Here is a 24,834-nt window from a genome sequence, read left to right as displayed (position 1 = left end):
GGCCAGCCTTCACGCCTCGGCCAGCGCCACGGCGCGGGCGGGCGGCAGGTTCTGGCGCAGCTCGCGCGTGACCGCGCTCGAGGCTGCCACGGTGCCGAGATTGGCGAAGGTCTCGTGGTTCTTCTCGATGGCGGAGAGGTCGTAGAGGTAGTTCACCATCAGTCCGTAGGACTGCCGCAACCCCTTGCGGGAGACGTCGCCCAGGAAGTTGATCCGCTCCAGCCGGGCGCCGTTGCCGAGATGGAAGCGGGCGACCGGGTCGAGGGGACGGCCGCGCGGGTTCTTGGCCCGCAGGAAGTAGGCGGCCGCCGCCGGGATCAGGGCCTTGCGCACCGCGTCGGCCTTCGCCTTCTCGGTGCACCAGTCGGGCTCGTCGAGGAGCCGCAGGGTCTCGACGTCCTCGCGGGTCAGGCCCTGCGGGGCGTCGGCCCGGCGCTCCCGGTCGAGCCAGGCGGCGAAGCCCGGCACCGGCGAGAGGGTGACGAAGGTCTTCAGGCCCGGGATCTCACGGGCGAGATCCTCCACCACCTGCTTGATCAGGAAGTTGCCGAAGGTGACGCCGGCCAGGCCCCGCTGGCAGTTCGAGATCGAGTAGAAGATCGCGGTCGTGAAGGCGCGCGGGCTCAGCGTCCGGCGCTCCTCGCTCAAGATCGGCGCGATGGCCGGCGCGATCGCGTCGGTGAGCGCGACCTCGACGAAGATCAGCGGCTCGTCCACCAGCGCCGGATGGAAGAAGGCGAAGCAGCGCCGGTCCTTCGGCTCGATGCGGCGGCGCAGGTCGTCCCAGCCCTGGATCTCGTGCACCGCCTCGTAGCGGATGATCTTCTCCAGGATGTGGGCGGGGGTGGTCCAGTCGATCGGGCGCAGCACCAGGAAGCCGCGGTTGAACCACGAGGCGAACAGGTGCTCGAAATCGGCGTCGAGGCTGTCGATCGCGTCGGTGACCTCCGGCGGGCAGGCGGGGTCGTCGCGCAGCGCCTTGCGCAGGTCGAACAGGTCCTCGCGCATGCGCACCAGCGCCAGCGTGCCGTCGCGGGCGAGGTTGAGCCGGCGGATCAGCTCCTGGCTGCGCGGCTCCACCGCCGTGTGGAGCGCGCCGAGGCGCGCGCGGCTCGGTTCGGCCCGGTAGGCGGCGATGGCCGCATCGACCGCGGCGTGGTCCGCGTCGAAATCGACGGCGATGCGGCGCAGGAAGTCGTGACGCTCGGGCCCCGAGAAGCTCGCGTAGCGGTCGAGGATCAGGCGGGCCAGCGCCACGCCCGAGGCCTCGCCGCGCCGCGAGATCAGGTCGTCGCAGAGCTTGACCAGTTCGGCTGCGCTGGCGCGCGAGGCGAGGTCGCCCCGGCTTATGCCGATGAGGTCGCGGCCGCGGTCGCTGATCGTCTGGATCAGGTCCCCGAAGAAAGAGCTCGCCGCCATGCCTCGCCCGTCCCTCGCCTACCGTCCCGGACGCGGTCGCGCCGCGCGACGGTCGTCCTGTGGCCCGCCCGTTTCTACGGCGGAAGCGTCGCCGCGGCCAGGGCCCGCGGCAAGAGGCCGGGGACCAAGAGACCGGGGATCAAAAGGCCGGGCACCGAGAGGCCGGGCATCACGCGCCGGTCCTGCGCCGGCGCCTCCGGAGCGTCAGACCCGGCCGCCCTCGGCGATCACCGCGCGGTCGGCGCGCTCGCGCCAATCGCCGACGCCGTGCTGGCGTGCGAAGCGCAGCTCCGCGGCGCGCAGCGCGCGCTCGGGGTCGCGCGCCCGCTGGATGCCCACCGAGCCGACGGTGAAGGGAACCCCCAAGATCTCCCTGGCGAAGTCGATGCGGTAGTTCGACACGCGGAACTCCCTGATCGTGTTGCGGTTGCACCGGAGCCCGGCCGAATCGGATCGGGCGATGGCTAGGATCACCGTCATATAGGAGACGACGAATCCGCCGCCGCCAAGAGCGGAAGGCGGTCCATTCGGTACGCGCGGGCGCGATGCAGCGCTTTTTCGCGAGCCCGGAGCCCTAGCCGGACCCGGATATGGGGGCCCGATCCCCCGAATGAAGGCGGTGCGCCATTCTCCCGCGCCCCTGCCCTGCGGCCGTACCGGTTGTCAGGGTGCCCCGGCCGGCCTAACCGGCCCATCCGTCCTACCCCCGGAGCTCCACGAGGCCGCGATGCGTTCCACCCGTCCGTTGTCGGCCCGCGCATGACCGGAAGTCCGGATCCGGCCGGTTCGCCGACCGGTTCGCTGACCCCTCGGGCGCGCCTCGGCCTCACGCTGATCGCGGGCGGGGCGGTCGCCAACATCTACTACAACCAGCCCCTGCTGGCCTTGCTGGCGGGCGAGTTCGGCGACGCGGCCGCCCTCTGGGTGCCGGCGGCCTGCCTCGTCGGCTACGGGCTCGGCATCGTCGGGCTGGTGCCGCTCGGCGACGGCCTGCCCCGGCGCAGCCTCATCGTGGGGCAGCTCCTGGCGTTGGCCCTGGCCCTGGTCGCCGCCGGCCTCAGCCCGAACCTCGCGGGCCTGGCGCTCGCCAGCCTCGCCATCGGCATTCTGTCGTCGGCGGCGCAGCAGGCGGTGCCCTTCGCGGCCGAGCTGGCGCCGGACGCCTCGCGGGGCCGCGTCGTCGGCCAGGTGATGACGGGGCTCCTCACCGGCATCCTGCTCGCCCGCACCGCGAGCGGCTTCGTGGGCGCGCATCTCGGCTGGCGGGCGGTGTTCCTGGCCGCCGCCGGCGTGGCGCTCGCGATGGCGGGGATCGCGCGGGCCACCCTCCCGCATACCCCGCAGACCCGGCGCCTGCGCTACCGCGCGCTGATGCTGTCGATCCTGCACCTCGCCCGCACGCAGCCGGTCTTGCGCCGCGCGAGCCTGTCCCAGGCGCTGCTGTTCGCCGGCTTCAACGCCTTCTGGGTGACGCTGGCGCTCCTCGTCGAGGCGGAGCCCTTCAACCTGACGGCTGCGGGCGCCGGCCTGTTCGGTGTGATCGGCGTGGCGGGCGCGCTGGTGGCGCCGCTGTCGGGCCGCTTCACCGACCGGCGCGGGGCGCGGCCCGTCGTGGTCGGCGGCGCGGTGCTGGTGATGGCGGCCTTCGGGGTGCTCTGGGCCGCCGGGCAATGGTCGCTCGCGGCGGTGGCCGTGGGCGTGCTCCTCATCGACATCGGCCTCAACGGCGCGCTCATCGCCAACCAGACCCAGGTCTACGCCCTGGCTCCGGGCGCGCGGGGGCGCCTCAACACGGTGCTGTTCACGGTGATGTTCGTGTTCGGGGCGGCGGGCGCCTTCGCGGGCTCGCAGGCCTTCCTCGCCGCCGGCTGGCCCGGCGTCTGCGCGGTCGGGCTCCTGCTGTCGGGCGCATCGCTCCTCGTGGCGCTCCGCGGGCCGCGGACCTGAGCGCCTACCTCAGCACCCGCGAGAGCCGGCACCACTGCCCCTTGTCCGCCGGCAGGCCGAAGCGGAGCAGGTCCGACCGGTCGGCGAAGCGCCGCACGTAGATCCCGGCCGCGCCCAGCCGCTCGAACAGGCCGGGCGCGTCCGCGAAGCGCGCCAGCCGGAACAGGCAGGTGCCGCCGACGATCGCGCCGCCGGCCCGCGCCAGCATCCGGTCGAGCCGCGCGGCGTCGGCGGCGCGCGCCGCGGCGGCCGCCTCGCGCCACGCCCGGTCGGCGAGCGCCGCCCGGCCGACCGCCAGCGCCGGCCCGGAGACCGCCCAGGGCCCGAGCGCCGACGCGATCCCGCGGGCCGTCTCCGGAACCGCGAGCGCGAAGCCGAGGCGCAGGCCCGCCAGCCCGTAGGTCTTGCCGAAGGAGCGCAGCACGACGAGCCCCGGCAGGAGCGCGCCCGCGAGGCTCGCGGCCGATTCGAGGTCGCAGAAGGCCTCGTCCACCACGAGCAGGCCGCCGCGCCGGCCGAGATCCCGCGCCAGTGCGATCAGGTCGCCGGCCGGGAGGACGCGCCCGTCCGGATTGTTCGGGTTGACGGCGACGACGACCGAGGCGTCGCCCGCCGCGGCTAGATCCGGGACGGCGGCGACGGCGTGGCCGCCCCGCCCCCAGGCGGCGGCGTGCTCGGCGTAGGTCGGCCCGACGACGGCGACGCGGGCGGGCTGCACCAAGCGCGGCAGGGTCTCGATCAGGATCTGCGTGCCGGGCGCGGCCGCCACGTAGTCCGGGTCCGGTGCGCCGTAGGCCTCGGCGGCCGCCGCGCGGAGCGCTGCCTCGTCGGCGGCCGCGGGCAGGCGCTGCCACAGGCTGGCGTCCAGCGCCGGGCACGGATAGGGAACCGGGTTGATCCCCGTCGAGAGGTCGATCCAGGGCTCGGGTGCCGCCGGGAACAGGGCGCGCGCCGCCCCGAGATCGCCGCCATGCGCCGCCGGAGCGGTCTCGACTTTGCCGGTAGCCCGATGCTCTGGACCGCGCTCGCTCATCCGCCCGCCACGTTCGCCGTCCTGGCCCTGGCGCTCGCCGTGGAGGCCTTCGCCGGCTACCCGGACGCGCTCTACAGGGCGCTCGGCCACCCTGTCACCTGGATCGGCCGGCTGATCGCGGCCCTCGACCGGGGGCTGAACCGGGGCTCCTCCGCGCTGTGCCGGGCAATGGGCGTGCTGGCGTTGGTCGTCCTGCTCGCCGCGGTCGGCGCGGCAGCGCTCGTCCTGACGATTCTGGCGGGCCTCGCCGGGGCCCAGGCGGGCCTCGTTATCCTGGCGCTCCTCTGCGCCAGCCTGCCCGCGCAGCGCAGCCTGCACGACCACGTCGCGGCCGTCGCCCGCGCCCTGCGGGACGAGGGGCTGCCGGGCGGGCGCCGGGCGGTGTCGATGATCGTCGGGCGCGACCCCGAGACGCTCGACGAGGCCGCGATCTGCCGCGCCGCGATCGAGAGCCTCTCCGAGAACTTCTCCGACGGGATCGTGGCGCCGGCCCTCTGGATCGGCCTCGGCGGGCTGCCGGGCGGCGCCCTCTACAAGGCGGTCAACACCGCCGACAGCATGATCGGCCACCGCACCCCGCGCCACGAGGCCTTCGGCTGGGCGGCCGCGCGCCTCGACGATCTCGTGAACCTGCCGGCCTCGCGGCTCACTGCCGGGCTGATCGTCGCCGCAGCGGGGTTGCACGCACTGCGCGGTTCGTCGCGCCCCTCGCCCCGCCGCGCCCTCGCGGCGGTTCGGCGGGATGCGCGGCGGCACCGCTCACCCAATGCCGGCTGGCCGGAGGCCGCGATGGCGGGCGCGCTCGGGCTCGCGCTGGCGGGGCCGCGCGTCTACGGCGGCCGCGTGGTGGAGGATGCCTGGATGGGCGATGGGCGGGCCGAGGCCGGCCCGGCCGATATCGAGCGGGCGCTCGCGCTCTACCGGACGGCCTGCCTGCTGCTCTGGCTGCTGGCGCTCACGGCGGCCGGGCTAGGGTTCCTGCTCGTCTGAGGGCGACCTCGCCGGACCGATCCGGAAGAGGCTCCCCCCTCTCCCCGCGCGCGGGGAGAGGCCTGTCCGCACCTCGTTGTGCGGACAGGAAGCGAAGGCGCAGCCGGAGCGGTGGTGGGGCTTGAACGGAAGAGCCTCCTCCGTCGAAGCCCCCTCACCGTCGCCTGCCGGCTCGCTCAGCCGACGACGAGGTCGCCCGAGCCCTGTCCCCGCACGGCGGGGAGAGGGGATCCGGCAGTCTACGCCGTGCGCGGCGCCACCGGCTCGATCGCCACGCCCCGCCGCGCGGCGTCGCGGCGGAGCGCGGAGAGCACCACGAACATCAGGCAGGCCCCGAGCCCCAGGCAGGCCGCCAGGAAGTACATCGGCGCGAGGTCGCTGCCGCTGCGGTCGCGGATGAAGGGCACCGCGTTCTGGCTGATGAAGCCGCCGAGGTTTCCCACCGAGTTGATCGCCGCGATGCCGGCCGCCGCGCTCGCGCCCTTGAGGAAGGTCGGCGGCAGGGACCAGAACACGGGCTGGGCCGAGAAAACGCCCGCCGCCGCCACGCACAGGCAGGCGAACTTCAGCGCGGACCCCGGCAGCACCACGCTCAGCACCAAGGCGGCCGCCGCCACGAGCCCCGGCACCACCACGTGCCAGAGCTGGTCGCCGGTCCGCGCCGCGCGCCGGGGCACCCACCACAGCGCGAAGGCGGTCACGAGCCACGGCACGATGTTGATGAAGCCGTTGGCGGTGTTCGAGGCGCCGAACCCCTTCACCACGGTCGGCAGCCAGTAGCTCAACCCGTAGGCCGCGAGCGGGAAGGCGACGTAGACCGAGGCCAGCATCCAGACCCGCCGGTCGAGCAGCGCGCCGAACGGGTTGTGGTGCTCGACCTGGCCCCCGCTCTCGCGCTCGTGGGCGAGCTGGGCCGAGAGCCACGCCTTGCCTTCCGGCGGCAGCCAGGGCGCCCGCTCCGGTCCGTCCGGCAGGACGCGCAGCACCACGACCGTGAGCACCAGGGCCGGCAGGCCGGTCGCCACGAAGACCCATTGCCAGCCTTTGAGGCCCAACAGCCCGTCGAGGTCGAGGAGCGCGCCGCCGATCGCCGCGCCGACCGCGTTGGCGAAGGCGCTGGCGATCATGAACCAGCCGATCATCCGGGCGCGGTGAGACTGGGGAAACCAGAGCGTGAGCGCGAACAGCACGCCCGGGAAGAAGCCCGCCTCCGCCACGCCCAGCAGGAAGCGCAGCAGGTAGAACATCGAGGTGTTCTGGGTGAAGCCGAGCAGGATCGTGATCAGCCCCCAGGTGAACATGATGCGGGCGAACCAGCGCCGCGCGCCCACCCGCTCCAGGATCACGTTGGCCGGCACCTCGAACAGGAAGTAGCCGAGGAAGAACAGCGAGGCGCCGAGCCCGTAGACGCTCTCGCTGAGCCCCAGATCGCCGACCATCTGCAGCTTGGCGTAGGAGATGTTCTGCCGGTCGATATAGGCGATCAGGTACATCAGCCCGAGCAGCGGCATCAGCCGCAGCGTCACCGTGCGGACGGTGTCGTGCGCGAGGCGCGCATCGACCTGGGGCGGCTCCGGCGTCATGGCGTCCTCCCGCGTCCGGCTCCCGGGCCGGACTTCAGGTGCAGCCTAGGGCGCGCAATCCTAGCGGGCCAGCGCCAGCAGACGCCCGAGATCGACATGCGCCTCGAGGTGTCCGGCGAGCGCGTCGAGCGCCTCCTCGACGCCGGCCTCGTAGGCGTGGCCGCTGGCCCCGGCCCCGAGGCGCGCCAGCCAGGCGGCGCGCTGCCGGTCGTCGGCGAAGAGCCCGTGCAGGTAGGTGCCGCTGACGAGACCGTCCGCCGAGACCGCCCCGTCGAGGCGCCCGTCGGCGAGGCGGACGAGCGGGCGGGCGGCGTCGGGCCCGGAGGTTGCGCCGATATGCATCTCGTAGCCGGTGAGGGGCAGGCCGTCGGCGAGGCTGGTGCCGGTGACGGCCTCCAGCCGCTTCTCGGGCGTCATCACGGTCTCGACGTCGAGGAGGCCGAGGCCCGGCACGGTGCGGGGTGCGCCCTCGATGCCGTGCGGGTCGGCCAGCGTGCGCCCCAGCATCTGGTAGCCGCCGCAGAGCCCGAGCACCCGCCCGCCCCGGCGCAGATGCGCCCGTATGTCGATGTCCCAGCCCTCGGCCCGCAGGGCGTCGAGGTCGTCGATCGTGGTCTTGGAGCCCGGCAGCAGCACGAGCGCGGCGTCGCCCGGGATCGGCTCGCCGGGGCGCACCAGCACCACCGCGACGCCGGGCTCGGCCCTGAGCGGGTCGAGGTCGTCGAAATTGGCGATGTGCGGCAGCACCGGCACGGCGATCGTCACCCCCCCGGCTCCGGGCGCCGAGCCCGCGAGGCCCAGCACGTCCTCGGCCGGGAGCCGGGCGGCGGCGGGCAGGTGCGGCACGAGCCCCAGCGCCTCCCAGCCGGTGTGCTCGGCGATGAGGCGCATGCCCTCGGCGAACAGGGTTGGGTCGCCCCGGAAGCGGTTGACCAGAAAACCCCGGATCATCGCGGCGTCGCCCGGCTCGATCACCGCCTTCGTGCCGACGAGGCTCGCGATCACCCCGCCCCGGTCGATGTCGCCGACCAGGATCACCGGTGTGTCGGTGGCGCGCGCGAAGCCCATGTTGGCGATGTCGCCGGCCCGCAGGTTCACCTCGGACGCCGAGCCCGCGCCCTCGACCAGCACGAGGTCGGCCTCCGAGCGCAGCCGGGCGAAGCTGTCGAGCACCGCCCGCATCAGGCGCGGCTTCCAGGCCTGGTAGTCGCGCGCCTTCGCGGTCGCGATCATGCGACCCTGAACCACGACCTGGGCGCCGACATCGCTCTGGGGCTTCAGCAGGACCGGGTTCATGTGGACGCTGGGGCTCACCCCGGCCGCCCGCGCCTGCAGCGCCTGGGCGCGGCCGATCTCGCCCCCGTCCGCGGTGACGGCGGCGTTGTTCGACATGTTCTGCGGCTTGAACGGCCGCACCCTGAGGCCCTGCCGCGAGAAGGCGCGCGCCAGCCCGGCCACGATCAGCGACTTGCCGACGTCCGAGCCGGTGCCCTGGATCATCAGGGCCCGGGTCATGCGCGCGCCACCATCAGAACTCGATCCCCTCCTGCGCCTTCACGCCCGCTGCGAAATGGTGCTTGACGCTGCCCATCTCGGTGACGAGGTCGGCGGCCTCGATCAGCATCGGCTTGGCGTTGCGGCCCGTGACCACGACGTGCAGGTCCGGCCGCCGAGCCTGGAGCGTTCCCACCACCGCCGCAAGATCGAGATAGTCGTAGCGGAGCGCGATGTTGAGCTCGTCGAGGACGAGCAGGCGGACCGTGGGGTCGGCCATCAGAGCCTCGGCCCGCTCCCAGGCGTGGCGGCAGGCGGCGATGTCGCGGGCCTTGTCCTGCGTCTCCCAGGTGAAGCCCTCGCCGAGCGTGTGCCAGGAGACCCTGTCGCCGAAGGCCGCGAAGGCGTGGCGCTCGCCCGTGTCCCAGCCGCCCTTGATGAATTGCACGCAGGCCACCCGCCAGCCGCGCCCGAGCGCCCGGACCATCAGCCCGAGCGCCGCCGTCGTCTTGCCCTTGCCGGGGCCGGTATGGACGATGAGCAGGCCCTTCTCGACGGTCTTCTGCGCGACCTCGGCGTCCTGCACCGCCTTGCGCTTGGCCATCTTCTCGCGGTGGCGGTCGGCTTCCGTCGCGTCGGTCATGGCTGGGCTCCGGGTTTCACGATCATGGGGAGGCCCGCCACCATGAAGACGACGCGCTCGGCTCGGCCCGCGAGGCGCTGGTGCAGGCGGCCGGCGGCGTCGCGGAAGCGGCGGGCGAGCGCGTTGTCCGGCACGATGCCGAGCCCGACCTCGTTGCCGACGAGCACGACCGGGCCTCGCGCCCCCGCGCAGGCGGCGATGAGGGCGGAACCCGCCGCCTCGACGTCGGCGTCGGCGAGGATCAGGTTGGTGAGCCAGAGCGTCAGGCAATCGACCAGCACCGGGCCCCTCGCGGCGGCGACGGCCTCGGGCAGATCCATCGGCACGTCGCGGGTGATCCAGTCGCCCGAGCGCCGCGCCCGGTGGAGCGCGATCCGCTCGCGCATCTCGTCGTCCCACGCCTGGGCGGTGGCGAGGTAGAGCCAGGGCGCGGGGTGCGCCTCGACCAGCGCCTCCGCGTAGGCGCTCTTGCCCGAGCGCGCGCCGCCGAGCACCAGGGTCGTCCGGGGAGAGGCCTGAACCATTCGGCTCCTTTGCCCGCGGAGAGCCGGGGCGTCAAAGCGCCCGTCGGTCGAACTCCTGCTTCGAAGTCGGATGCGGACGCGTTGTGCGCCCGCCCGCGACAGGCTATGAGCGGGAATGGACGGTGCCCCCTCGCGGGGGTGAAAAGGGAATGCGGTGAGGGGGGCGACCCTCGAATCCGCGGCTGCCCCCGCAACTGTGAGCGGCGAGTTCCTGCCACCAGCCACCGGGTGTCCCGGGAAGGCGGCAGGCGCGAGGATCCGCGAGCCAGGAGACCTGCCGTCCGCCCGTGTTTCCTCGAACGCCGCCGGTGGGGCGGCCGGAGATCGTCATCCGATGACCACGCAGGTTCAGACCCTCGGCGCCACCCGCACGAACGAGCGCCTCGGCGCGGTCGTGCTCGCCGCCCTCTTCGGCCTCGGCCTCGTCTTCATGGCGGGCTTCGCCCCGGCCCAGGCGCTGCACAACGCCGCACACGACTTCCGGCACACGCAGAACTTCCCCTGCCACTGACCGCCTGAAGCCACCAGCTTCATGATTCTCCGGCTCCTGTCGGCGGCGCTCGCCGCCGGCTTCCTCGCGGCCGTGGTCGCGACCGGCCTTCAGGTCGCCCTCACCTCCCCGCTGATCATCGAGGCCGAGCGCTACGAGAGCGGCACCGCGCACAGCGCCGCGCTGCCGCTCGCGCCTGCCCGCTTCGAGGGCGCGCTCCTGCACCGCGCCCACCTGCATCTCGCGCATGGCGGCGAGTCGCACGACCACGGCGGCGCTCCGGCGTGGCAGCCCGGCGAGGGCCTGCCGCGCATCCTCTTCACGGGCCTCGCGACGCTCGTTGGCGGCGTCGGCTACGCGCTGCTGCTCGGCGCCGTGATGCTGGCCCTCGGGCGCGACCCGACGCCCGAGCGGGCGCTGGCCTTTGCGGTCGCAGGCTTCGTCAGCGTGGGCTTGGCGCCCGCGCTCGGCCTGCCGCCGGAACTGCCCGGCAGCGAGGCCGCCCCGCTCGCCACCCGGCAGGCGTGGTGGCTGATGACCGCGCTCGCGACCGCGATGGGGCTCTACCTCATCGCGATCCGGCGCGCCGCCGTGACGATCCTCGGCGGCCTCGTGCTGATCGTGGCGCCCCACATCGCCGGGGCGCCCGAGGTGGCGGCCGCGAAGTCCGAGCTGCCCGCGGGCCTCGCGGCGCAGTTCGCGGCTCGCTCGCTCGCGGTCGGCTTCGTGTTCTGGGCGGTGATCGGGCTCAGCTTCGGCTGGGCCTGGCAGGTCTTCGGCCGGGAGCGCCCGATCCGTGTCTGACCCGGCGACGCTCTACGTCTGCACCACCTGCCGCAGCCCGGACGACGCGCCGGACGGCCCCCGCGGCGGCGCGCGCCTGCTCGACGCGCTGCGCGCCGAGCTGGCGGCGCACCCGGCGGCGTCCCTCCGGATCGAGCCGGTCGAGTGCCTCTCGGTCTGCAAGCGGCCCTGCACGGTGGCGGTCGCGAGCGCCGACCGCTGGACCTACGTGTACGGCGACCTCGACCCGGTCGCATCCGCCCGCACCATCCTCGACGGGCTCGCGCGCTACGCCGGCACCCCGGACGGGATCGTGCCCTGGCGCGAGCGGCCGGAGGCCTTCCGCAAGGGCGTCGTCGCCCGCATCCCCCCGTTTCCCGCAGCCGATGCGGGCTGAAGGTTCCCCGTCATGACCATCGTCCAGAAGGTGCCCTGCACCATCGTCACCGGCTTCCTCGGGGCCGGCAAGACCACGCTGGTGCGCCACGTGGTGGAGAACGCGGGCGGGCGCCGGCTCGCGATCCTCGTCAACGAGTTCGGCGATGTCGGCTTCGACAAGTCGTTCCTGGCCGCCTGCGGCGTCGAGGGCTGCACCGAGGATTCCATCGTCGAGCTGCCGAACGGCTGCATCTGCTGCACGGTGGCGGACGACTTCGTGCCGGCGCTGACCGCGCTCCTCGACCGGGCGGAGCCCCCGGAGCACATCCTGATCGAGACTTCCGGCCTCGCGCTGCCCAAGCCCCTCGTCCAGGCCTTCCAGTGGCCGGCGATCCGCTCGCGCGTCACCGTGGACGGCGTCGTGGCGGTGGTGGACGGCCCGGCGGTCGCCTCCGGCGCCTTCGCGGACGACCCCGAGGCCTCGGCCGCCCAGCGCGCCGCAGACACGTCGGTCGACCACGACAACCCGCTGGAAGAGGTGTTCGAGGACCAGCTCCTCTGCGCCGACCTCGTGGTGCTCAACAAGTCCGACCTGATCGCCGCCGAGACCCGGGCGCGGGTGCGGGCCGAGGTCGAGGGGCACCTGCCCCGCGCCGTGAAGGTGGTGGAGACCGAGCGTGGCGCGATCGACCCGCGCGTGCTCCTCGGCCTCGCGGCGGCCGCCGAGGACGACCTCGACGCACGCCCCTCGCATCACGGCGAGGGCGAGGACCACGACCACGACGACTTCGAGACCGTGGCTCTCGCCGTACGGCCCGCCACGACGCCGGGCGACCTCGCCGCGCGCGTCGAGCGGGCGGCCGAGACCGCGGGCGTGCTGCGCATCAAGGGCTTCGCCGAGGTCGAGGGCAAGGCGATGCGCCTCGTCGTGCAGGGCGTCGGCCGGCGCGTGAGCCACCACTTCGACCGGCCCTGGCGCAGCGGCGAGCCCCGCGACGGCACGCTCGTGGTGATCGGCCTCAAGGGCTTCGACCGGGATGCGGTCGCGGCCGCGCTCGCCGGGTGAGCGCCCGCGCGCGCCGTCGGATTCTTGCGGCCGTCGCGGCCTGCGGCCTGCTCGCCGCCTGCCAGGAGCAGGGGCGGCAGGACGAGGCCGCAACGGCCGCGCCGCAGGTGCGGCCGGCCGCGAAACAAGCGTCCCAGGACGGCGGTGCGCCGGATCGGGCCAGCCGGGCGAAGCTCGCCTACAGCCACGACCTCTCCCTCGACCTTCCGGCGGACCGTCTGGGGCCCCGCTTCGAAGCGGTCCGCGACCGGTGCCTGAACGAGGCGGTCCTCGCCTGCGTCGTGCTGCAATCCTCGATCCGCAGCGGCGCGGGCCCCCGGTCGGAGCCGGAGGCCCGGCTCCAGGTGCGGCTGCCCCACGCATCCGTCGCGCCCTTCCTCGCCTTCGCGACGGCGCCCCTTCCGGGCGAGCCGGCGGGCACCGTGACGGTCCGTGAGCAGGCGACCCGGGCCGAGGACCTCGCCCGGCCCGTGGCCGACGTCGAGCGGCGCCTCGCGCAGCTGCGCGCCTATCAAGACCGCCTGACCGCTCTCGCCGAGAAGCCCGATACCCAGGTCGAGAATCTGGTGAAGATCGCGGGCGAACTCTCCCAGGCCCAGACCCAGATCGAGGAGGCGGAAGGGCGGCGCCGCGCGCTGGAGGAACGGATCGACACCGAGACGGTCGCGCTCGTGCTGCGGGCGGAGCGCGGCGGTGCGGGCGCCCTCGCCCCCATCCGGCGGGTCTGGGCACGCGGCGGCGAGACGCTCGGCGCCAGCGCGGCGGCCGCGCTCGGCTTCGCGATCGCCAGCGTGCCCTGGATCCCGATCCTCGCCCTCGGGATCGTCCTGATCCGCGCGCTGATGCGCTGGCGCCGCCGCGACCGGGCCGCCGCGCGCGACCGCGCGGAGAGCTGAGGAGGCGCCCGATGCACCTCGTGCGCGTCGATACGGTCTCCCTCGACGAGGGCGAGGCAGCGGTGGATCTGGGCCAGGCGCCCGGGGAGATCGTCGTGCTCTCGTTCACCGACACCGATCTCGCGGCGATCGCGGATGCCGCCGCGTCGGAGCCCGACCTGCCCGCCCTGCGCCTCGCCAAGCTGGCGCGGCTGCGCCACCCGATGTCGGTCGATCTCTACGTCGACGCGGTGGTGGCGCGGGCGCGGATCGTGGTGATCCGCTGCCTCGGCGGGCTCGATTACTGGCGCTACGGCATCGAGCGCTGCGCTGCGGCGGCGCGCGCGAACGGCGTGCGGCTCGTTCTGCTGCCGGGCGATGACCGCCCGGATCCGCGCCTCGACGCCCACGCCACCGCACCCGAGCTCGCTCCCCTCCTCGACGCCTATTTCCGCGCGGGCGGGCGGGACAACCTGCGCCAGATGCTGCGGCGCCTGGCCTGCGAGTCCGGCCTGGACCTCGCCTACGCGCCGCCGCGCCCCCTGCCTCGGGGCTTCCCGTGCTGCCCCGGCTGCGGCCCGGTCCCGCTGGACCGGGCGCTCGCCGCCGGGGCCCCTGCACGGGCTGAGGACGCTCCGCACGCGCTCGTCCTGATCTACCGGTCGGCGGCACTCGGCGGCGATCTCGCGCCCGCCGCCGCGCTGACGGCCGCGCTCGCCGCCCGCGGCATCGGCACGCTCGTCGTCGCCGTCGCCAGCCTCAAGGATCCGGAGGCGGTCGCCGCGGTCCGGGCGGCGCTCGCCGCGCGCAAGCCCGACCTGATCATCGCCGCCACCGCCTTCGCCGCCCGCGAGGACGCGGGTTTCGTGCTCGACGGTGCCGACTGCCCGGTCCTGCAGGCCTACACGCTCGGCTCGGCCCGGGAGGCCTGGGCGGCCTCGGCACGCGGCATGAGCGCGGCCGACCTCGCCATGCAGGTGGCGCTGCCGGAGTTCGACGGGCGCCTCGCGGGCTTCCCGATCTCGTTCAAGGAGGAGGCGCCGGAGGTCGAGGGCCATGTCGAGCGCCGCGCCGTGCCCTACGCCCCCGGCATCGCCGCGCTCGCCGACCGGGCCGCCGCGTGGCTGCGCCTCGCCCGCACGGAGCGGGCGGACCGGCGGATCGCGCTGGTGCTCTCGGATTATCCGGCCCGCGGCGGCCGGGCCGGCTTCGCGGTCGGGCTCGACACGCCGGAGAGCGCGCGGGCGATCGCGGACGATCTGGCGGCGGCGGGCTACGCGGTGGGCGCGCTGCCGGACGGGCCGGGGCTGATGCGGGCGTTGAGCGCGGGCGAGCCGGGCTTCGCGGTCGGCCTCGCGGCGTACCGGGCGTGGCTCGCCGGGTTGCCGGAGGCGGCGCAGGCCGCGCTGACGGAGCGCTGGGGCGCCCCGGAGGCCGACCCCGCCTGCCACGACGGGGCATTTCGCTTTCCGACCGTCGCCGTGACCCTTGCCCCCTCCACAGAGCCCACCGCTCCCTCTCCCACAGAGGGGGGAGGGAGCGGTGGGCTCTGCATCTTCCTCCAGCCCGACCGCGGCCGTGCCCTCGACCGCAAGGCCGGCTACCACGATCCCGACGAGCCGCCGACGCATGCCTACCTCGCCTTCTACCTGGGACTGCAGGAAGGTTTCGACGCCCTGATCCATCTCGGCACCCACGGCACCACCGAGTGGCTGCCCGGCAAGGCGGTCGCCTTGGCGCCCACCTGCTGGCCGGCGCTCGCGGTCGGCGCGCTGCCGGTGATCTATCCGTTCATCGTCGACGATCCGGGCGAGGCCGCGCCGCTGAAGCGCCGGCTCGGCGGGATCGCGCTCGGCCACCTCACCCCGGAGATCCAGCGCGGCGGGCGCGACCCGCAGACCATGCGGCTGCGCGAGCAGGTGGAGGAGTACGCCGCCGCGAGCGTCCTCGACCCGCGCCGGGCCGACCTGATCGCCCGCGCGATCCTCGAGGAGGCGGACGCGCTCGGCCACCTCGCGGGCGCCGGGATCGCACCCGGTGCGCCGATGCCGGAGGCGCTGGCCGCGCTCGACGCGCATCTCTGCGACCTCGGCGAGACCGCGTTCCGCGACGGTCTCCACGTCTTCGGCCGCGCTCCGGCCGACGCCGCGCCCGCCCGCCGGGCGAGCGCGGAGGCCGAGCGGGCCGCTTTGCTGGCGGCCCTCGACGGGCGGTTCGTCGCGCCGGGTCCCTCTGGCTCACCCGCGCGAGGTCGCGCCGACGTGCTGCCCACGGGCCGCAACCTCACCACGCTCGATCCGCGCGCCATCCCGACCCGCGCCGCGGCGACGCTGGGCGCCAAGGCCGCGGAGGCCGTCGTCACCCGCTACCTGCAGGACGAGGGCGCCTACCCCGAGCGGGTCGTGATGGACCTCTGGGCCTCACCGACGCTGCGCACCGGCGGCGAGGACGTGGCGCACGCCCTCCACCTGATGGGTGCGCGCCCGCTCTGGGACCACGCCTCGACCCGGGTCACCGGCTTCGAGGTGCTGCCGCCGGCGCTCCTCGGGCGCCCCCGCATCGACGTGACGGTGCGGATCTCGGGCGCCTTCCGCGACACCTTCCCGGACACGCTGGCGCTCCTCGACCGCGCGGCCCGTGCGGTCGCGGCCCGCGAGGAGCCCGACGAGGACAACCCGCTCGCGGCCGCCCGCCGCCGGGGCGAGGATCCGGCCAGGGTCTTCGGTGCCGCCCCCGGCCGCTACGGCGCGGGTGCGGCCGAGACGGCGCTCGACGGCGCCTGGGCGACCCGCGCCGACCTCGGCCGGGCCTACCTCGCGGCGAGCGACCACGCCTACGGCGACGCGCCCGCCTCCTCGGCGGCCTTCGCCGACCGGGTGGCGCGCGCCGACGCCTACCTCCACGCCTTCGACGTGGCCGAGCGCGACCTTCTCGATGGCGACGCCGCCGCCGACGCGATGGGCGGCCTTTCGGCCGCCGCCGCCCTCACCGGCGCCGCGCCCGCCCTCTACAGCCTCGATGTGTCCGACCCCGAGCGCCCGCGGGCGCGCACCGCCCGCCAGGACGTCGCCCGGCTGATCCGGGCGCGGCTCGCCGAGCCCGCCTGGATCGCCGGCCAGCTCCGGCACGGCTACCGCGGTGCGCAGGAATTGGCGCAGGGGCTCGACGCGGTCTTCGTGCTGGCCGCCGCGACGGACGCGGTGTCCCACGCCGATCTCGATCGGCTCTACGGCGCCTGGATCGCGGATCCGGCGGTCTTCGAGGCCCTGCGCGCGGCCAACCCCGACGCCCTGCGCGCGATCCTCGAGCGCTTCGACGAGGCGCGCGCCCGCGGGCTCTGGGTCTCCCGCCGCAACGCGATGCCGGCGGACGCCCTCATGCCGGAGGCCGCCGAGTGAGCGCCCGCCGCGCCCTGCCCGCGGCCCCGAGCCGCCGCGGCTGGTGCCCGGGCCTCGCCCGGCCGATGCCGACCGGCGACGGGCTCCTGGCCCGCGTCCACCCGCCGCTCGGCATCCTCTCGCTCGCCCAACTGCGCGCGGTCGCGGAGGCGGCGTCCCGCTACGGCAACGGCCATGTCGACATCACGGCGCGGGCCAACCTCCAGATCCGCGGCGTGCAGGAGGCGACGCGCGAACCTCTCGCGGCGGCGCTCACGGACGTGGGCCTCGGCGACGTCCGCCACGACGGCGGGCCGCAGCGGCTGACTCTGACGAGCCCCCTCTGCGGCCTCGACCCGGAGGCGCTGGTGGACGGGTCGACGCTCGCCGCGCGGATCGAGGCTCTGGGTCGCGCCGTCGCGCCGCTGCCGGCCAAGACGCTGGTGGCGGTTGAGGCCGGCGGGCGCTGCACCCTGCCGGATGCGGAGGCCGACATCCACGTGCGGGCGGTGGCGCCGGGCCGGGCGGAGATCGCCCTCGCCACGGGCGGGGCGCCGCTCGGGCTCGGCGTCTGGCCGGAAGACGCGGTGCCGGAGACGGTCGCCGCCCTGCTCGCGGCCTTTGCCCGAACCGGCGCCCGGCGCGTCCGCGATCTGTCCGACATCGAGCGCGCGTCTCTCTCTCCCCCCTCTGCGGGGGAGGGTCGCACCCGAAGGGTGACGGGCGAGGGGGCGACGCTTCCGAGAGAGGCGCGACCTTCATGCGAGTTGCAGCCCGACCCTGAAGCTGTGGTCCCCTCGTGCGGGACTTCGTCCCGGTCCCCCCTGCTTCGCAGGGTACCCTCCCCCGCAGAGGGAGGAGGGAGGGCGGCCGTCACCGCCGACGCCCCCTTCGGCCGCAGCACCGCCGACGCGCTCCTGCGTCTCGCCGCGATCGCGGACTGGGCCGGCGCCCGCGACATCCGCCTCAGCCCCAGCCGCGGCGTCGTCCTCGCGGTCGATCCGGCCCGGGCCGCCGAGGCGCTGGCGCGCCTCGCGGCCGACTTCATCACCGACGCGCACGACCCGCGCCGCGCGGTCGCGGCCTGCCCCGGCGCGCCCGCTTGCGCCTCCGGCTCGACCCCGACCCACGCCGACGCCGCACGCCTCGCCGAGGCCTTCCGGCCCTTCGCGGCCAGGGGGCTCACCGCGCACGTCTCCGGCTGCGCCAAGGGCTGCGCCGAGCCGCGCCGCCGCGACCTCACCCTCGTCGGCCACGCGGGCCGCTACGGCGTCGTGCCAGACGGCGCCCCCGGCGACGCGCCCGTCGAATGGCTGACTATCGAGGCGGCCCTGGAGCGCGTAAGAGGGGCGCAAACGGCCAACCTCGAAGACCTGTTCAGGACCAGACCATGAGCGCGCGCCTCGACTACCTGCGCGACGGGAGCGCGATCTACGCCCGATCCTTCGCGATGATCCGCGCCGAATCCGACCTCGCCCGCTGGTCGGGCACGGCCGAGCGCGTGGTCGTGCGGATGATCCACGCCTGCGGCATGACCGACCTGCCCCGCGACGTCGCGATGTCGGAGGATTTCGCGGCAGCAGGCGAGGCCGCGCTCAAGGCCGGCGCGCCGATCCTCTGCGACGTGCGCATGGTGGCCGACGGCGTCACCCGCGCGCGCCTGCCCGCGAACAACCCGGTGATCTGCACGCTCGGTGACCCGCGCGTGCCGGGGCTGGCCGCCGAGATGGGCAACACCCGCTCGGCCGCCGCGATGGAGCTGTGGCGCGAGCACCTGCCGGGCAGCGTCGTGGCCGTCGGCAACGCGCCCACCGCCCTGTTCCGCTTGCTCGAACTGCTCGACGCGGGCGTCGGCGCGCCGGCCGCGGTGATCGGCATCCCGGTCGGGTTCGTGGGCGCGGCGGAATCCAAGGAGGCGCTCGCCCGCGACGGCCGCGTCCCCTTCTGCGTCGTCCACGGTCGTCGCGGCGGCAGCGCCATGACGGCGGCGGCCGTCAACGCCCTCGCCTGCGAGGTCGAGTGATGGAGGCCGGCGGCATCGATCCGGCGATCCTGGATCCAGCGGAGGCGCCGGCCGGCGTCACCACCGGCACGCTCTACGGCGTCGGCATGGGGCCGGGCGACCCCGAATACCTGACTCTTCGCGCCCTGCGGGTGCTGGAGCGGGCTCCCGTGCTGGTCCATTTCTGCAAGCGGGGGAAGCGGGGCAACGCCCGCACCATCGCGGACGCGGTGGTGCGCGACCCCGCCCGCGAGATGGCGCTGGCCTACCCCTACACGACCGAGCTGCACCCCGAGCATCCGGACTACGTGGCCGCGCTCGCCGGCTTCTACGACGATGCGGCCGGCCAGCTCGCCGACCATCTCGGCGCCGGCCGCGACGTGGCGATCCTGTCGGAGGGCGATCCCTTCTTCTACGGCTCGTTCATGCATCTCTGGCGCCGCCTGAAGGACCGCTTCCCGGTCGAGGTGGTGCCGGGCGTCACCGGCATGTCGGGCTGCTGGACGCGGGCCGGCACGCCGATCACCTGGGGCGACGACGTGCTCACCGTCCTGCCCGCCACCCTGCCGGCCGAGGCGCTCGCCGAACGCCTGCGCGGCACCGACGCGGCGGTGGTGATGAAGCTCGGCCGCCACCTGCCGAAGGTGCGCGCCGCGCTCGACGCCGCGGGGCTGCTCGCCCGCGCGGTCTACGTCGAGCGCGGCACCATGGCGGGCGAGCGCGTGGTGCCGCTCGCCGAGAAGGCCGACGACGAGGCACCCTACTTCTCGATGGTGCTTGTGCCCGGCGAGGGACGGCGCCCGTGAGCGGCAGCCTCACCGTCGTCGGCCTCGGTCCCGGAGACCCCTCGCTGCTGACCGAATCGGCCCGCCGCGCCCTCGACGCGGCCGAGGACCTGATCGGGTACATCCCCTACGTCGCGCGCGTGCCCGAGCGGCCGGGCCTCGTGCGGCACGCCAGCGACAACCGCGTCGAGGTGGACCGCGCCCGCCACGCGCTGGAACTCGCGGCCTCGGGGCGACGCGTCGCGGTGGTCTCCGGCGGCGATCCGGGCGTGTTCGCCATGGCGGCGGCCGTGTTCGAGGCGCTGGAGCAGGGCGAGCCGGCGTGGCGCGACCTCGCCATCACGGTCGAGCCCGGCATCACCGCGATGCTGGCGGCGGCTGCCCGCCTCGGCGCCCCGCTCGGGGGCGATTTCTGCGCGCTCTCGCTGTCCGACAACCTCAAGCCCTGGGACGTCATCACGGCGCGGTTGGAAGCCGTGCTGCGCGCCGACCTCGTGGTGGCGCTCTACAACCCGATCTCGCGCGCCCGGCCCTGGCAGCTCGGCGCGGCATTGGGGATCGCCGCGGAGATCCGGGCCGCCGATACCCCCGTCGTCTTCGCCCGCGCCGTGACCCGGCCGGACGAGGCTCTGCGGGTGATGACTCTGGCGGAGGCGCGCGACGCGCCCGCCGACATGGCGACGCTGGTCATCATCGGCGCCTCGGCGACGCGGCTGATCCCGCGGGCCGAGGGGCTGCCGTTCGTCTACACGCCGCGCAGCGTCGCGGCGCGATGACGACCCCGCGCGATCTTCCTCCCCCCTCTGCGGGGGAGGGTGGCACCCGAAGGGTGACGGGAGAGGGGCCTCCGCTTCAGGATGGGGCCGTGCCCTGCATGCAGGCCGCGCCGGTTCCTGAAGCTGGGGTCCCCTCTCCCCGCCTGCTTCGCAGGGTGCCCTCCCCCGCAGAGGGGGGAGGGATGGCGTCGCGCCTAGCCTTCCAGCCAGCGCAGGGCGCCGGCCGCGTCGTCCACGCAGGTCACCGCCGGCTTCTCGGGCCGCCGCACCATCACCACCGGCAGCCCGAGCGCCCGGGCCGCCGCGATCTTTCCGTAGGTCGCCGGGCCGCCGGCATTCTTGCTGACCAGAACCTCCACCCCCCGCTCCCGCATGAACGCGGCCTCCGCCTCCGCACCGAAGGGCCCGCGTGCCCGGATCTCGGTGAGGTGCGGCACCGGCAGCACCCCGTCGAGCGGCTCGATCGTGCGGACGAGGTAGGCGTGCTGCGGCGCGCGCGCGAAGGCGCCGGCCTCGTTGCGGCCCACCGTCACGAACACCGTGCGGGGCGTCGCGCCGATCGCGTCGGCGGCCTCCGGCACGCTCGCGACCTCGCGCCAGTCGTCGCCCGGCTCCCGCGCCCAGGCCGGGCGCCGTACTGCGAGAAGCCGCACGCCGGCGGCCTCGGCGGCGAGCGCGGCGCTGCGGCTGATCCGGGCGGCGAAGGGATGCGTCGCGTCGATCAGGCGCTCGACGCCCTCCGCCCGCAGATAGGCCGCCAGCCCCTCCGGTCCGCCGAAGCCGCCGACCCGCATCGGCAACGGCAGGGGTTTCGGATCGGCCGTGCGGCCGGCGAGCGAGAGCGTGCAGGCGAGGTCGCGGCGATGGCCGAGCGCCCGGGCGAGCGCGCTCGCCTCGGTCGTTCCGCCCAGGATGAGGATGCGCATGGCCGCCTTCTCGCCCGCGCCTGAGGCGCCGTCGAGCCCTTCGTCGAGCCCCTGGCTCGCCATCGTCGGCATCGGCGAGGACGGGCGCGCCGGGCTGAGCCCCGCCGCCGCCGCCGCGCTCGACGCCGCCGAGATGGTCTGGGGTGGGCGCCGCCACCTCGCGCTGGCCGGCCCGCTGCGGGCCGAGACCCGCGCCTGGCCGAGCCCGATCGATGCGGCCTACCCGGAGATCCTGGCGCGGCGCGGCCGCCCGACCTGCATCCTCGCCACCGGCGACCCGTTCCACTACGGAATCGGCGCCGAGATCGCCCGGCTGGTGCCGCCGGGTGAGTTCCGCGCCTACCCGCAGCCCTCGGCCTTCAGCCTCGCCTGCGCGCGGCTCGGCTGGTCGCTGCCGGACTGCGCCTGCCTGACGCTGCACGGCCGGGCGCTGCCGCTGATCCTGCCGCATCTGCAGCCCGGCGCGCGCCTGCTCGTCCTCTCCTGGGACGGCACCACCCCGGCCCGCGTCGCCGCCCTGCTCACCGAGCGCGGCTTCGGTCGCTCGCGGCTGATCGTGCTCGAGGCGATGGGCGGCCCGCGCGAGCGGGTGCGCGGGGCCACGGCCGAGCGGTTCGACCTCGCGGGGATCGACCCGCTCAACACGCTGGCGGTGGCGGTCGAGGCCGATCCCGGCGCGCGGGTCCTGGCGCTCAGCCCCGGCCTGCCCGACGCGCTGTTCGAGAACGACGGCCAGCTCACCAAGGCCGAGATCCGCGCCGTCACGCTCGCGGCTCTGGCCCCCCGCCGCGGCGGGCGGCTCTGGGACGTCGGCGGCGGCGCCGGCTCGGTCGCGATCGAGTGGATGCTGCGCCACCCCGCCATGCGGGCGGTCGCGGTCGAGGCGCGGGCCGAGCGCGCCGCGCGTATCCGGCGCAACGCCGACGATTTCGGTGTGCCGGGCCTCGACGTGGTGGAGGGCACGGCGCCGGAGGCGCTGGCCGGCCTCGCCCCCCCGGACGCGGTCTTCATCGGCGGCGGCGTTTCGGACCCTGGCGTGATCGCGGCGGCCTGTGCGGCGCTGCGGCCGGGTGGGCGCTGCGTCGCCAACGCGGTCACGCTGGAGGGCGAGGCGTCCCTGCTCGCGGCGTTCCGCGAGCGCGGGGGCGCACTGCGCCGCCTCGCAATCTCCCGCGCCGATCCGGTCGGCGGGATGCATGGCTGGCGCTCCGCCATGCCGGTGACCCAGTGGGTCTGGACGTGCTCGTGATCGCGGGTGTCGGGTTCCGGGCCGGCACGGGCGCGGCAGAGATCGCCGGGCTGATTCGCCGGGCACTGTCCGAAGCCGGCCTGGAGCCGGGCGCGCTCGCCGGCATCGCCACGGCCGCCGACCGCGCGGGGATGCCGGCGCTCCGCGAGGCGGCCACCGCTTTCGGGCTCGTCCCGCACGGGGTCGAAGCCGACGCCCTGGTGGCCGCGGATGCGCGCGTGTTCACCCGCTCGGAGCGCCTGCAAGCCCTGCGCGGCGTCGGCTCGCTGGCTGAGGCCGCCGCCCTCGCGGCCGCGGGGCCGGAGGCGGCGCTCGCCCTCCCCCGCATCGCCAGCCCCGGTGCCACCTGCGCGCTCGCAGGGTACGCGGGAGGCCTGTAGAAGACCTCATGACCGTCCACTTCATCGGCGCCGGACCGGGCGCGGCCGACCTCATCACCGTGCGGGGGCGCGACCGCATCGCCGCCTGTCCGGTCTGCCTCTACGCGGGCTCGCTCGTCGCGCCCGAGATCCTGGCCTGGTGCCCGCCGGGCGCCCGCATCGTCGACACCGCGCCCCTCGACCTCGACGCCATCGTGGCCGAGATCGAGGCCGCGCACGCGAGAGGCCAGGACGTCGCGCGGCTGCATTCCGGCGACCTCGCGATCTGGAGCGCGCTGGCCGAGCAGATGCGCCGGCTCGACCGGCTCGGCATCCCCTACACGGTGACGCCGGGCGTGCCCGCCTTCTCGGCCGCCGCCGCGGCGCTGCGGCGGGAACTCACCGTGCCGGGCCTCGCCCAATCGGTGGTGCTGACCCGCTCCTCGGGCCGCGCGAGCGCGATGCCCGAGCGCGAGCGGCTCGCGGCCTTCGCGGCCACCGGCGCGACGCTCGCCCTCCACCTGTCGATCCACGTGGTGGAGAAGCTCGTGGCCGAGGTGACGCCGTTCTACGGCGCGGACTGCCCGGCCGCGATCGTCTACCGCGCCTCCTGGCCCGACGAGCGGGTGCTCACCGGCACGCTGGCCACCATCACCGGACAGGCGGCCGAGGCGGGCTTGGAGCGGCAGGCGCTGATCCTCGTCGGCCCGGCCCTCGACCCGCACGAGTTCCGCGAGAGCGCCCTCTACGCCGCCGATTACGACCGGCGCTTCCGGCCCGGCGGCGCGGTGGCGGCCGAGGGTGCGCGATGAGCGTTCCCGGCCTCCTCGTCGCCGCGCCGCGCTCCAGCTCCGGCAAGACCACCGTCGCGCTGGCGCTGATGCGTGCGCTTGCCCGGCGCGGTCTGCGGGTCCGCGGCGCCAAGTGCGGGCCGGACTACATCGATCCCGCCTTCCACCGGGCCGCGACCGGGCATCCGAGCTTCAACCTCGACAGCTTCGCGATGGGCCCCGCTCTCCTCGACGCGGTGGCGGGGCACGCGGCCGCCGGGGCCGACCTCGTGGTGGCGGAGGGCTCGATGGGCCTGTTCGACGGGGTGCGGGCCGCCCCCAGCCGGACGGGGGCCAACGCCGACATCGCGGCGCGCTACGGCTGGCCGGTGCTGCTCGTGCTCGACGTCTCGGGGGCGGCCCAGTCGGCGGCCGCGGTGGCGCTCGGCTGCGCCACCTACGACCCGAGCCTGCGCGTCGCCGGCGTTGTGCTCAACAAGGTCGCGAGCCCGCGCCACCGCCGCCTCGTCGAGGCGGGGCTCGAACGGGTCGGGATCCCGGTCCTCGGCGCGCTCGCCCGCGACGCGGGCCTCGTCCTGCCCGAACGCCATCTCGGCCTCGTCCAGGCCGGCGAGACCGCCGACCTCGAGGCCCGCCTCGACCGCTTGGCTGACCTCGCCGAGGCCGGACTCGACCTGGACGCGATCCTGGCCTGCGCGGCCGGTGCGGCGCCCTCCGCCGCGGGCGCCCTACCCCCGCCCCCGGGCCAGCGCATCGCGGTGGCGAGCGACGCCGCCTTCAGCTTCCTCTACCCCCATCAGGAGGCGGGCTGGCGGGCGGCCGGTGCCGAGATCGTGCCGTTCTCTCCGCTGGCCGACGAGGCCCCGCCGGCCGATTGCGACGTCTGCTGGCTGCCGGGCGGCTATCCCGAACTCCATGCCGGCCGGCTCGCCGCGGCGGAGCGTTTCCGCGCCGGCCTCCGAGCCTTCGCGGCGGAGAAGCCCGTCCACGGCGAGTGCGGCGGCTACATGGTTCTGGGCGAGAGCCTGGAGGATGCGGACGGGGTGGCCCACCGCATGGCCGGTCTTCTGGCGGTAGCGACGAGCTATGCCCGGCGTCGCCTGCATCTCGGCTATCGCGTCGCGCATCTGGTGGCCGACGGGGTGCTGGGTCCGGCCGGCACCCGTCTCGTCGGGCACGAGTTCCACTACGCGGGCGAGATGACCGCGGCGCCCGACGAATCGGTCGCGCTGGCGCGCGTGACGGACGCGGAGGGCACGGATCTCGGCTTCGCCGGGCACCGCAGCGGCCAAGTCACCGGCAGCTTCTTCCACCTGATCGCGGCCGAGCCGGCCTGAGGGCGGA

Annotated in this window: 24 protein-coding genes and 1 riboswitch; of the genes, 16 read left to right on the top strand and 8 right to left on the bottom strand. The window is 75.3% G+C overall.

Features of this window, described 5'->3' with window-relative positions:
* Positions 1–9: 9 nt before the first annotated feature.
* Both MFF56_RS19050 and MFF56_RS19045 read right to left on the bottom strand, forming a co-directional pair.
* Positions 10–1,419, bottom strand: coding sequence for a malonyl-CoA decarboxylase (locus tag MFF56_RS19050; RefSeq protein WP_066921240.1), 1,410 nt, complete (start codon positions 1,417–1,419; stop codon positions 10–12).
* 204 nt (positions 1,420–1,623) lie between these two features.
* Positions 1,624–1,821: a hypothetical protein gene (locus tag MFF56_RS19045; RefSeq protein ID WP_066921252.1), complete on the bottom strand. Its 198-nt coding sequence runs from the start codon at positions 1,819–1,821 to the stop codon at positions 1,624–1,626.
* A gap of 357 nt (positions 1,822–2,178) precedes the next feature.
* On the opposite strand from MFF56_RS19045, the gene MFF56_RS19040 reads away from it, so the two are divergent.
* On the top strand, positions 2,179–3,366 hold the full coding sequence (locus MFF56_RS19040; protein ID WP_066921242.1) for an MFS transporter: 1,188 nt from the start codon (positions 2,179–2,181) through the stop codon (positions 3,364–3,366).
* A 4-nt stretch (positions 3,367–3,370) separates the two neighbouring features.
* Here the strand turns inward: MFF56_RS19040 and cobD are convergent, their stop codons facing one another.
* A complete protein-coding gene (cobD, locus tag MFF56_RS19035) occupies positions 3,371–4,399 on the bottom strand; it encodes a threonine-phosphate decarboxylase CobD (RefSeq protein WP_066921244.1) in 1,029 nt (342 codons plus the stop codon).
* On the opposite strand from cobD, the gene cbiB reads away from it, so the two are divergent.
* Positions 4,376–5,389, top strand: a complete 1,014-nt coding sequence (cbiB, locus tag MFF56_RS19030; RefSeq protein ID WP_066921254.1) for an adenosylcobinamide-phosphate synthase CbiB — start codon at positions 4,376–4,378, stop codon at positions 5,387–5,389. The genes cobD and cbiB overlap by 24 nt on opposite strands.
* 239 nt (positions 5,390–5,628) lie before the next feature.
* Here the strand turns inward: cbiB and MFF56_RS19025 are convergent, their stop codons facing one another.
* The 4 genes from MFF56_RS19025 to cobU are packed head-to-tail and all read right to left on the bottom strand — an operon-like array spanning position 5,629 to position 9,633.
* Positions 5,629–6,972 carry an MFS transporter gene (locus tag MFF56_RS19025; protein WP_066921246.1) on the bottom strand — a complete coding sequence of 448 codons (1,344 nt, stop codon included), beginning with the start codon at positions 6,970–6,972 and terminating at the stop codon, positions 5,629–5,631.
* 60 nt (positions 6,973–7,032) lie between these two features.
* Positions 7,033–8,487, bottom strand: coding sequence for a cobyric acid synthase (locus tag MFF56_RS19020; RefSeq protein WP_238230584.1), 1,455 nt, complete (start codon positions 8,485–8,487; stop codon positions 7,033–7,035).
* 13 nt (positions 8,488–8,500) lie between these two features.
* A complete protein-coding gene (gene cobO / locus MFF56_RS19015) occupies positions 8,501–9,109 on the bottom strand; it encodes a cob(I)yrinic acid a,c-diamide adenosyltransferase (protein ID WP_066924157.1) in 609 nt (202 codons plus the stop codon).
* Positions 9,106–9,633 carry a bifunctional adenosylcobinamide kinase/adenosylcobinamide-phosphate guanylyltransferase gene (gene cobU, locus MFF56_RS19010; protein WP_066924159.1) on the bottom strand — a complete coding sequence of 176 codons (528 nt, stop codon included), beginning with the start codon at positions 9,631–9,633 and terminating at the stop codon, positions 9,106–9,108. Before cobU ends, cobO begins: the two co-directional genes overlap by 4 nt.
* 103 nt (positions 9,634–9,736) lie before the next feature.
* Positions 9,737–9,929, top strand: a riboswitch (cobalamin riboswitch).
* Between the two features lie 38 nt (positions 9,930–9,967).
* Between cobU and MFF56_RS19005 the strand changes: the two genes are divergently transcribed.
* From MFF56_RS19005 to cobJ, 10 genes are read left to right on the top strand one after another with little or no spacing between them, the layout of a single operon-like run.
* On the top strand, positions 9,968–10,144 hold the full coding sequence (locus MFF56_RS19005; protein WP_066924161.1) for a CbtB domain-containing protein: 177 nt from the start codon (positions 9,968–9,970) through the stop codon (positions 10,142–10,144).
* Between the two features lie 21 nt (positions 10,145–10,165).
* Positions 10,166–10,927: a CbtA family protein gene (locus tag MFF56_RS19000; protein ID WP_066924163.1), complete on the top strand. Its 762-nt coding sequence runs from the start codon at positions 10,166–10,168 to the stop codon at positions 10,925–10,927.
* The gene (locus tag MFF56_RS18995; RefSeq protein ID WP_066924165.1) at positions 10,920–11,303 is read left to right on the top strand and encodes a DUF1636 family protein; all 384 of its coding nucleotides are present in this window, start codon (positions 10,920–10,922) and stop codon (positions 11,301–11,303) included. The genes MFF56_RS19000 and MFF56_RS18995 overlap by 8 nt, the downstream gene beginning before the upstream one ends.
* Positions 11,304–11,315: 12 nt before the next feature.
* Positions 11,316–12,350: a cobalamin biosynthesis protein CobW gene (cobW, locus tag MFF56_RS18990; RefSeq protein ID WP_066924167.1), complete on the top strand. Its 1,035-nt coding sequence runs from the start codon at positions 11,316–11,318 to the stop codon at positions 12,348–12,350.
* Complete coding sequence (locus MFF56_RS18985; protein WP_066924169.1) at positions 12,347–13,246, top strand: DUF4349 domain-containing protein; 900 nt, start codon at positions 12,347–12,349, stop codon at positions 13,244–13,246. The genes cobW and MFF56_RS18985 overlap by 4 nt, the downstream gene beginning before the upstream one ends.
* Before the next feature lie 11 nt (positions 13,247–13,257).
* Entirely contained in the window at positions 13,258–16,623 is a 3,366-nt protein-coding gene (gene cobN, locus MFF56_RS18980) for a cobaltochelatase subunit CobN (RefSeq protein WP_238230582.1), read from the top strand.
* A complete protein-coding gene (gene cobG, locus MFF56_RS18975) occupies positions 16,620–17,996 on the top strand; it encodes a precorrin-3B synthase (protein WP_066922050.1) in 1,377 nt (458 codons plus the stop codon). The genes cobN and cobG overlap by 4 nt, the downstream gene beginning before the upstream one ends.
* Positions 17,993–18,625 carry a precorrin-8X methylmutase gene (locus MFF56_RS18970; protein WP_066922052.1) on the top strand — a complete coding sequence of 211 codons (633 nt, stop codon included), beginning with the start codon at positions 17,993–17,995 and terminating at the stop codon, positions 18,623–18,625. Before cobG ends, MFF56_RS18970 begins: the two co-directional genes overlap by 4 nt.
* On the top strand, positions 18,625–19,410 hold the full coding sequence (locus MFF56_RS18965; protein ID WP_066922053.1) for a precorrin-2 C(20)-methyltransferase: 786 nt from the start codon (positions 18,625–18,627) through the stop codon (positions 19,408–19,410). The genes MFF56_RS18970 and MFF56_RS18965 overlap by 1 nt, the downstream gene beginning before the upstream one ends.
* Complete coding sequence (gene cobJ, locus MFF56_RS18960; RefSeq protein ID WP_066922055.1) at positions 19,407–20,165, top strand: precorrin-3B C(17)-methyltransferase; 759 nt, start codon at positions 19,407–19,409, stop codon at positions 20,163–20,165. The genes MFF56_RS18965 and cobJ overlap by 4 nt, the downstream gene beginning before the upstream one ends.
* A gap of 194 nt (positions 20,166–20,359) precedes the next feature.
* On the opposite strand, the gene MFF56_RS18955 is transcribed toward cobJ, so the two are convergent.
* The gene (locus MFF56_RS18955; RefSeq protein WP_082773027.1) at positions 20,360–21,091 is read right to left on the bottom strand and encodes a cobalt-precorrin-6A reductase; all 732 of its coding nucleotides are present in this window, start codon (positions 21,089–21,091) and stop codon (positions 20,360–20,362) included.
* Here MFF56_RS18955 and cbiE point away from each other — a divergent pair.
* Genes cbiE through MFF56_RS18935 form a run of 4 tightly spaced genes read left to right on the top strand, consistent with a single transcriptional unit; the run spans position 21,090 to position 24,827 of the window.
* Positions 21,090–22,340: a precorrin-6y C5,15-methyltransferase (decarboxylating) subunit CbiE gene (cbiE, locus tag MFF56_RS18950; protein WP_238230580.1), complete on the top strand. Its 1,251-nt coding sequence runs from the start codon at positions 21,090–21,092 to the stop codon at positions 22,338–22,340. The genes MFF56_RS18955 and cbiE overlap by 2 nt on opposite strands.
* Positions 22,319–22,720: a cobalamin biosynthesis protein gene (locus MFF56_RS18945; protein WP_066923641.1), complete on the top strand. Its 402-nt coding sequence runs from the start codon at positions 22,319–22,321 to the stop codon at positions 22,718–22,720. Before cbiE ends, MFF56_RS18945 begins: the two co-directional genes overlap by 22 nt.
* A gap of 8 nt (positions 22,721–22,728) precedes the next feature.
* Positions 22,729–23,511 carry a precorrin-4 C(11)-methyltransferase gene (gene cobM, locus MFF56_RS18940; RefSeq protein ID WP_066923639.1) on the top strand — a complete coding sequence of 261 codons (783 nt, stop codon included), beginning with the start codon at positions 22,729–22,731 and terminating at the stop codon, positions 23,509–23,511.
* The gene (locus tag MFF56_RS18935) at positions 23,508–24,827 is read left to right on the top strand and encodes a cobyrinic acid a,c-diamide synthase CobB (protein ID WP_066923637.1); all 1,320 of its coding nucleotides are present in this window, start codon (positions 23,508–23,510) and stop codon (positions 24,825–24,827) included. The genes cobM and MFF56_RS18935 overlap by 4 nt, the downstream gene beginning before the upstream one ends.
* Positions 24,828–24,834 lie beyond the last annotated feature (7 nt).

The organism is Methylobacterium hispanicum, from assembly GCF_022179285.1.
GTDB lineage: Bacteria > Pseudomonadota > Alphaproteobacteria > Rhizobiales > Beijerinckiaceae > Methylobacterium > Methylobacterium hispanicum.
Note: the sequence above shows the minus strand (reverse complement) of the source record. Positions and strands in the feature narration are given on the sequence as shown.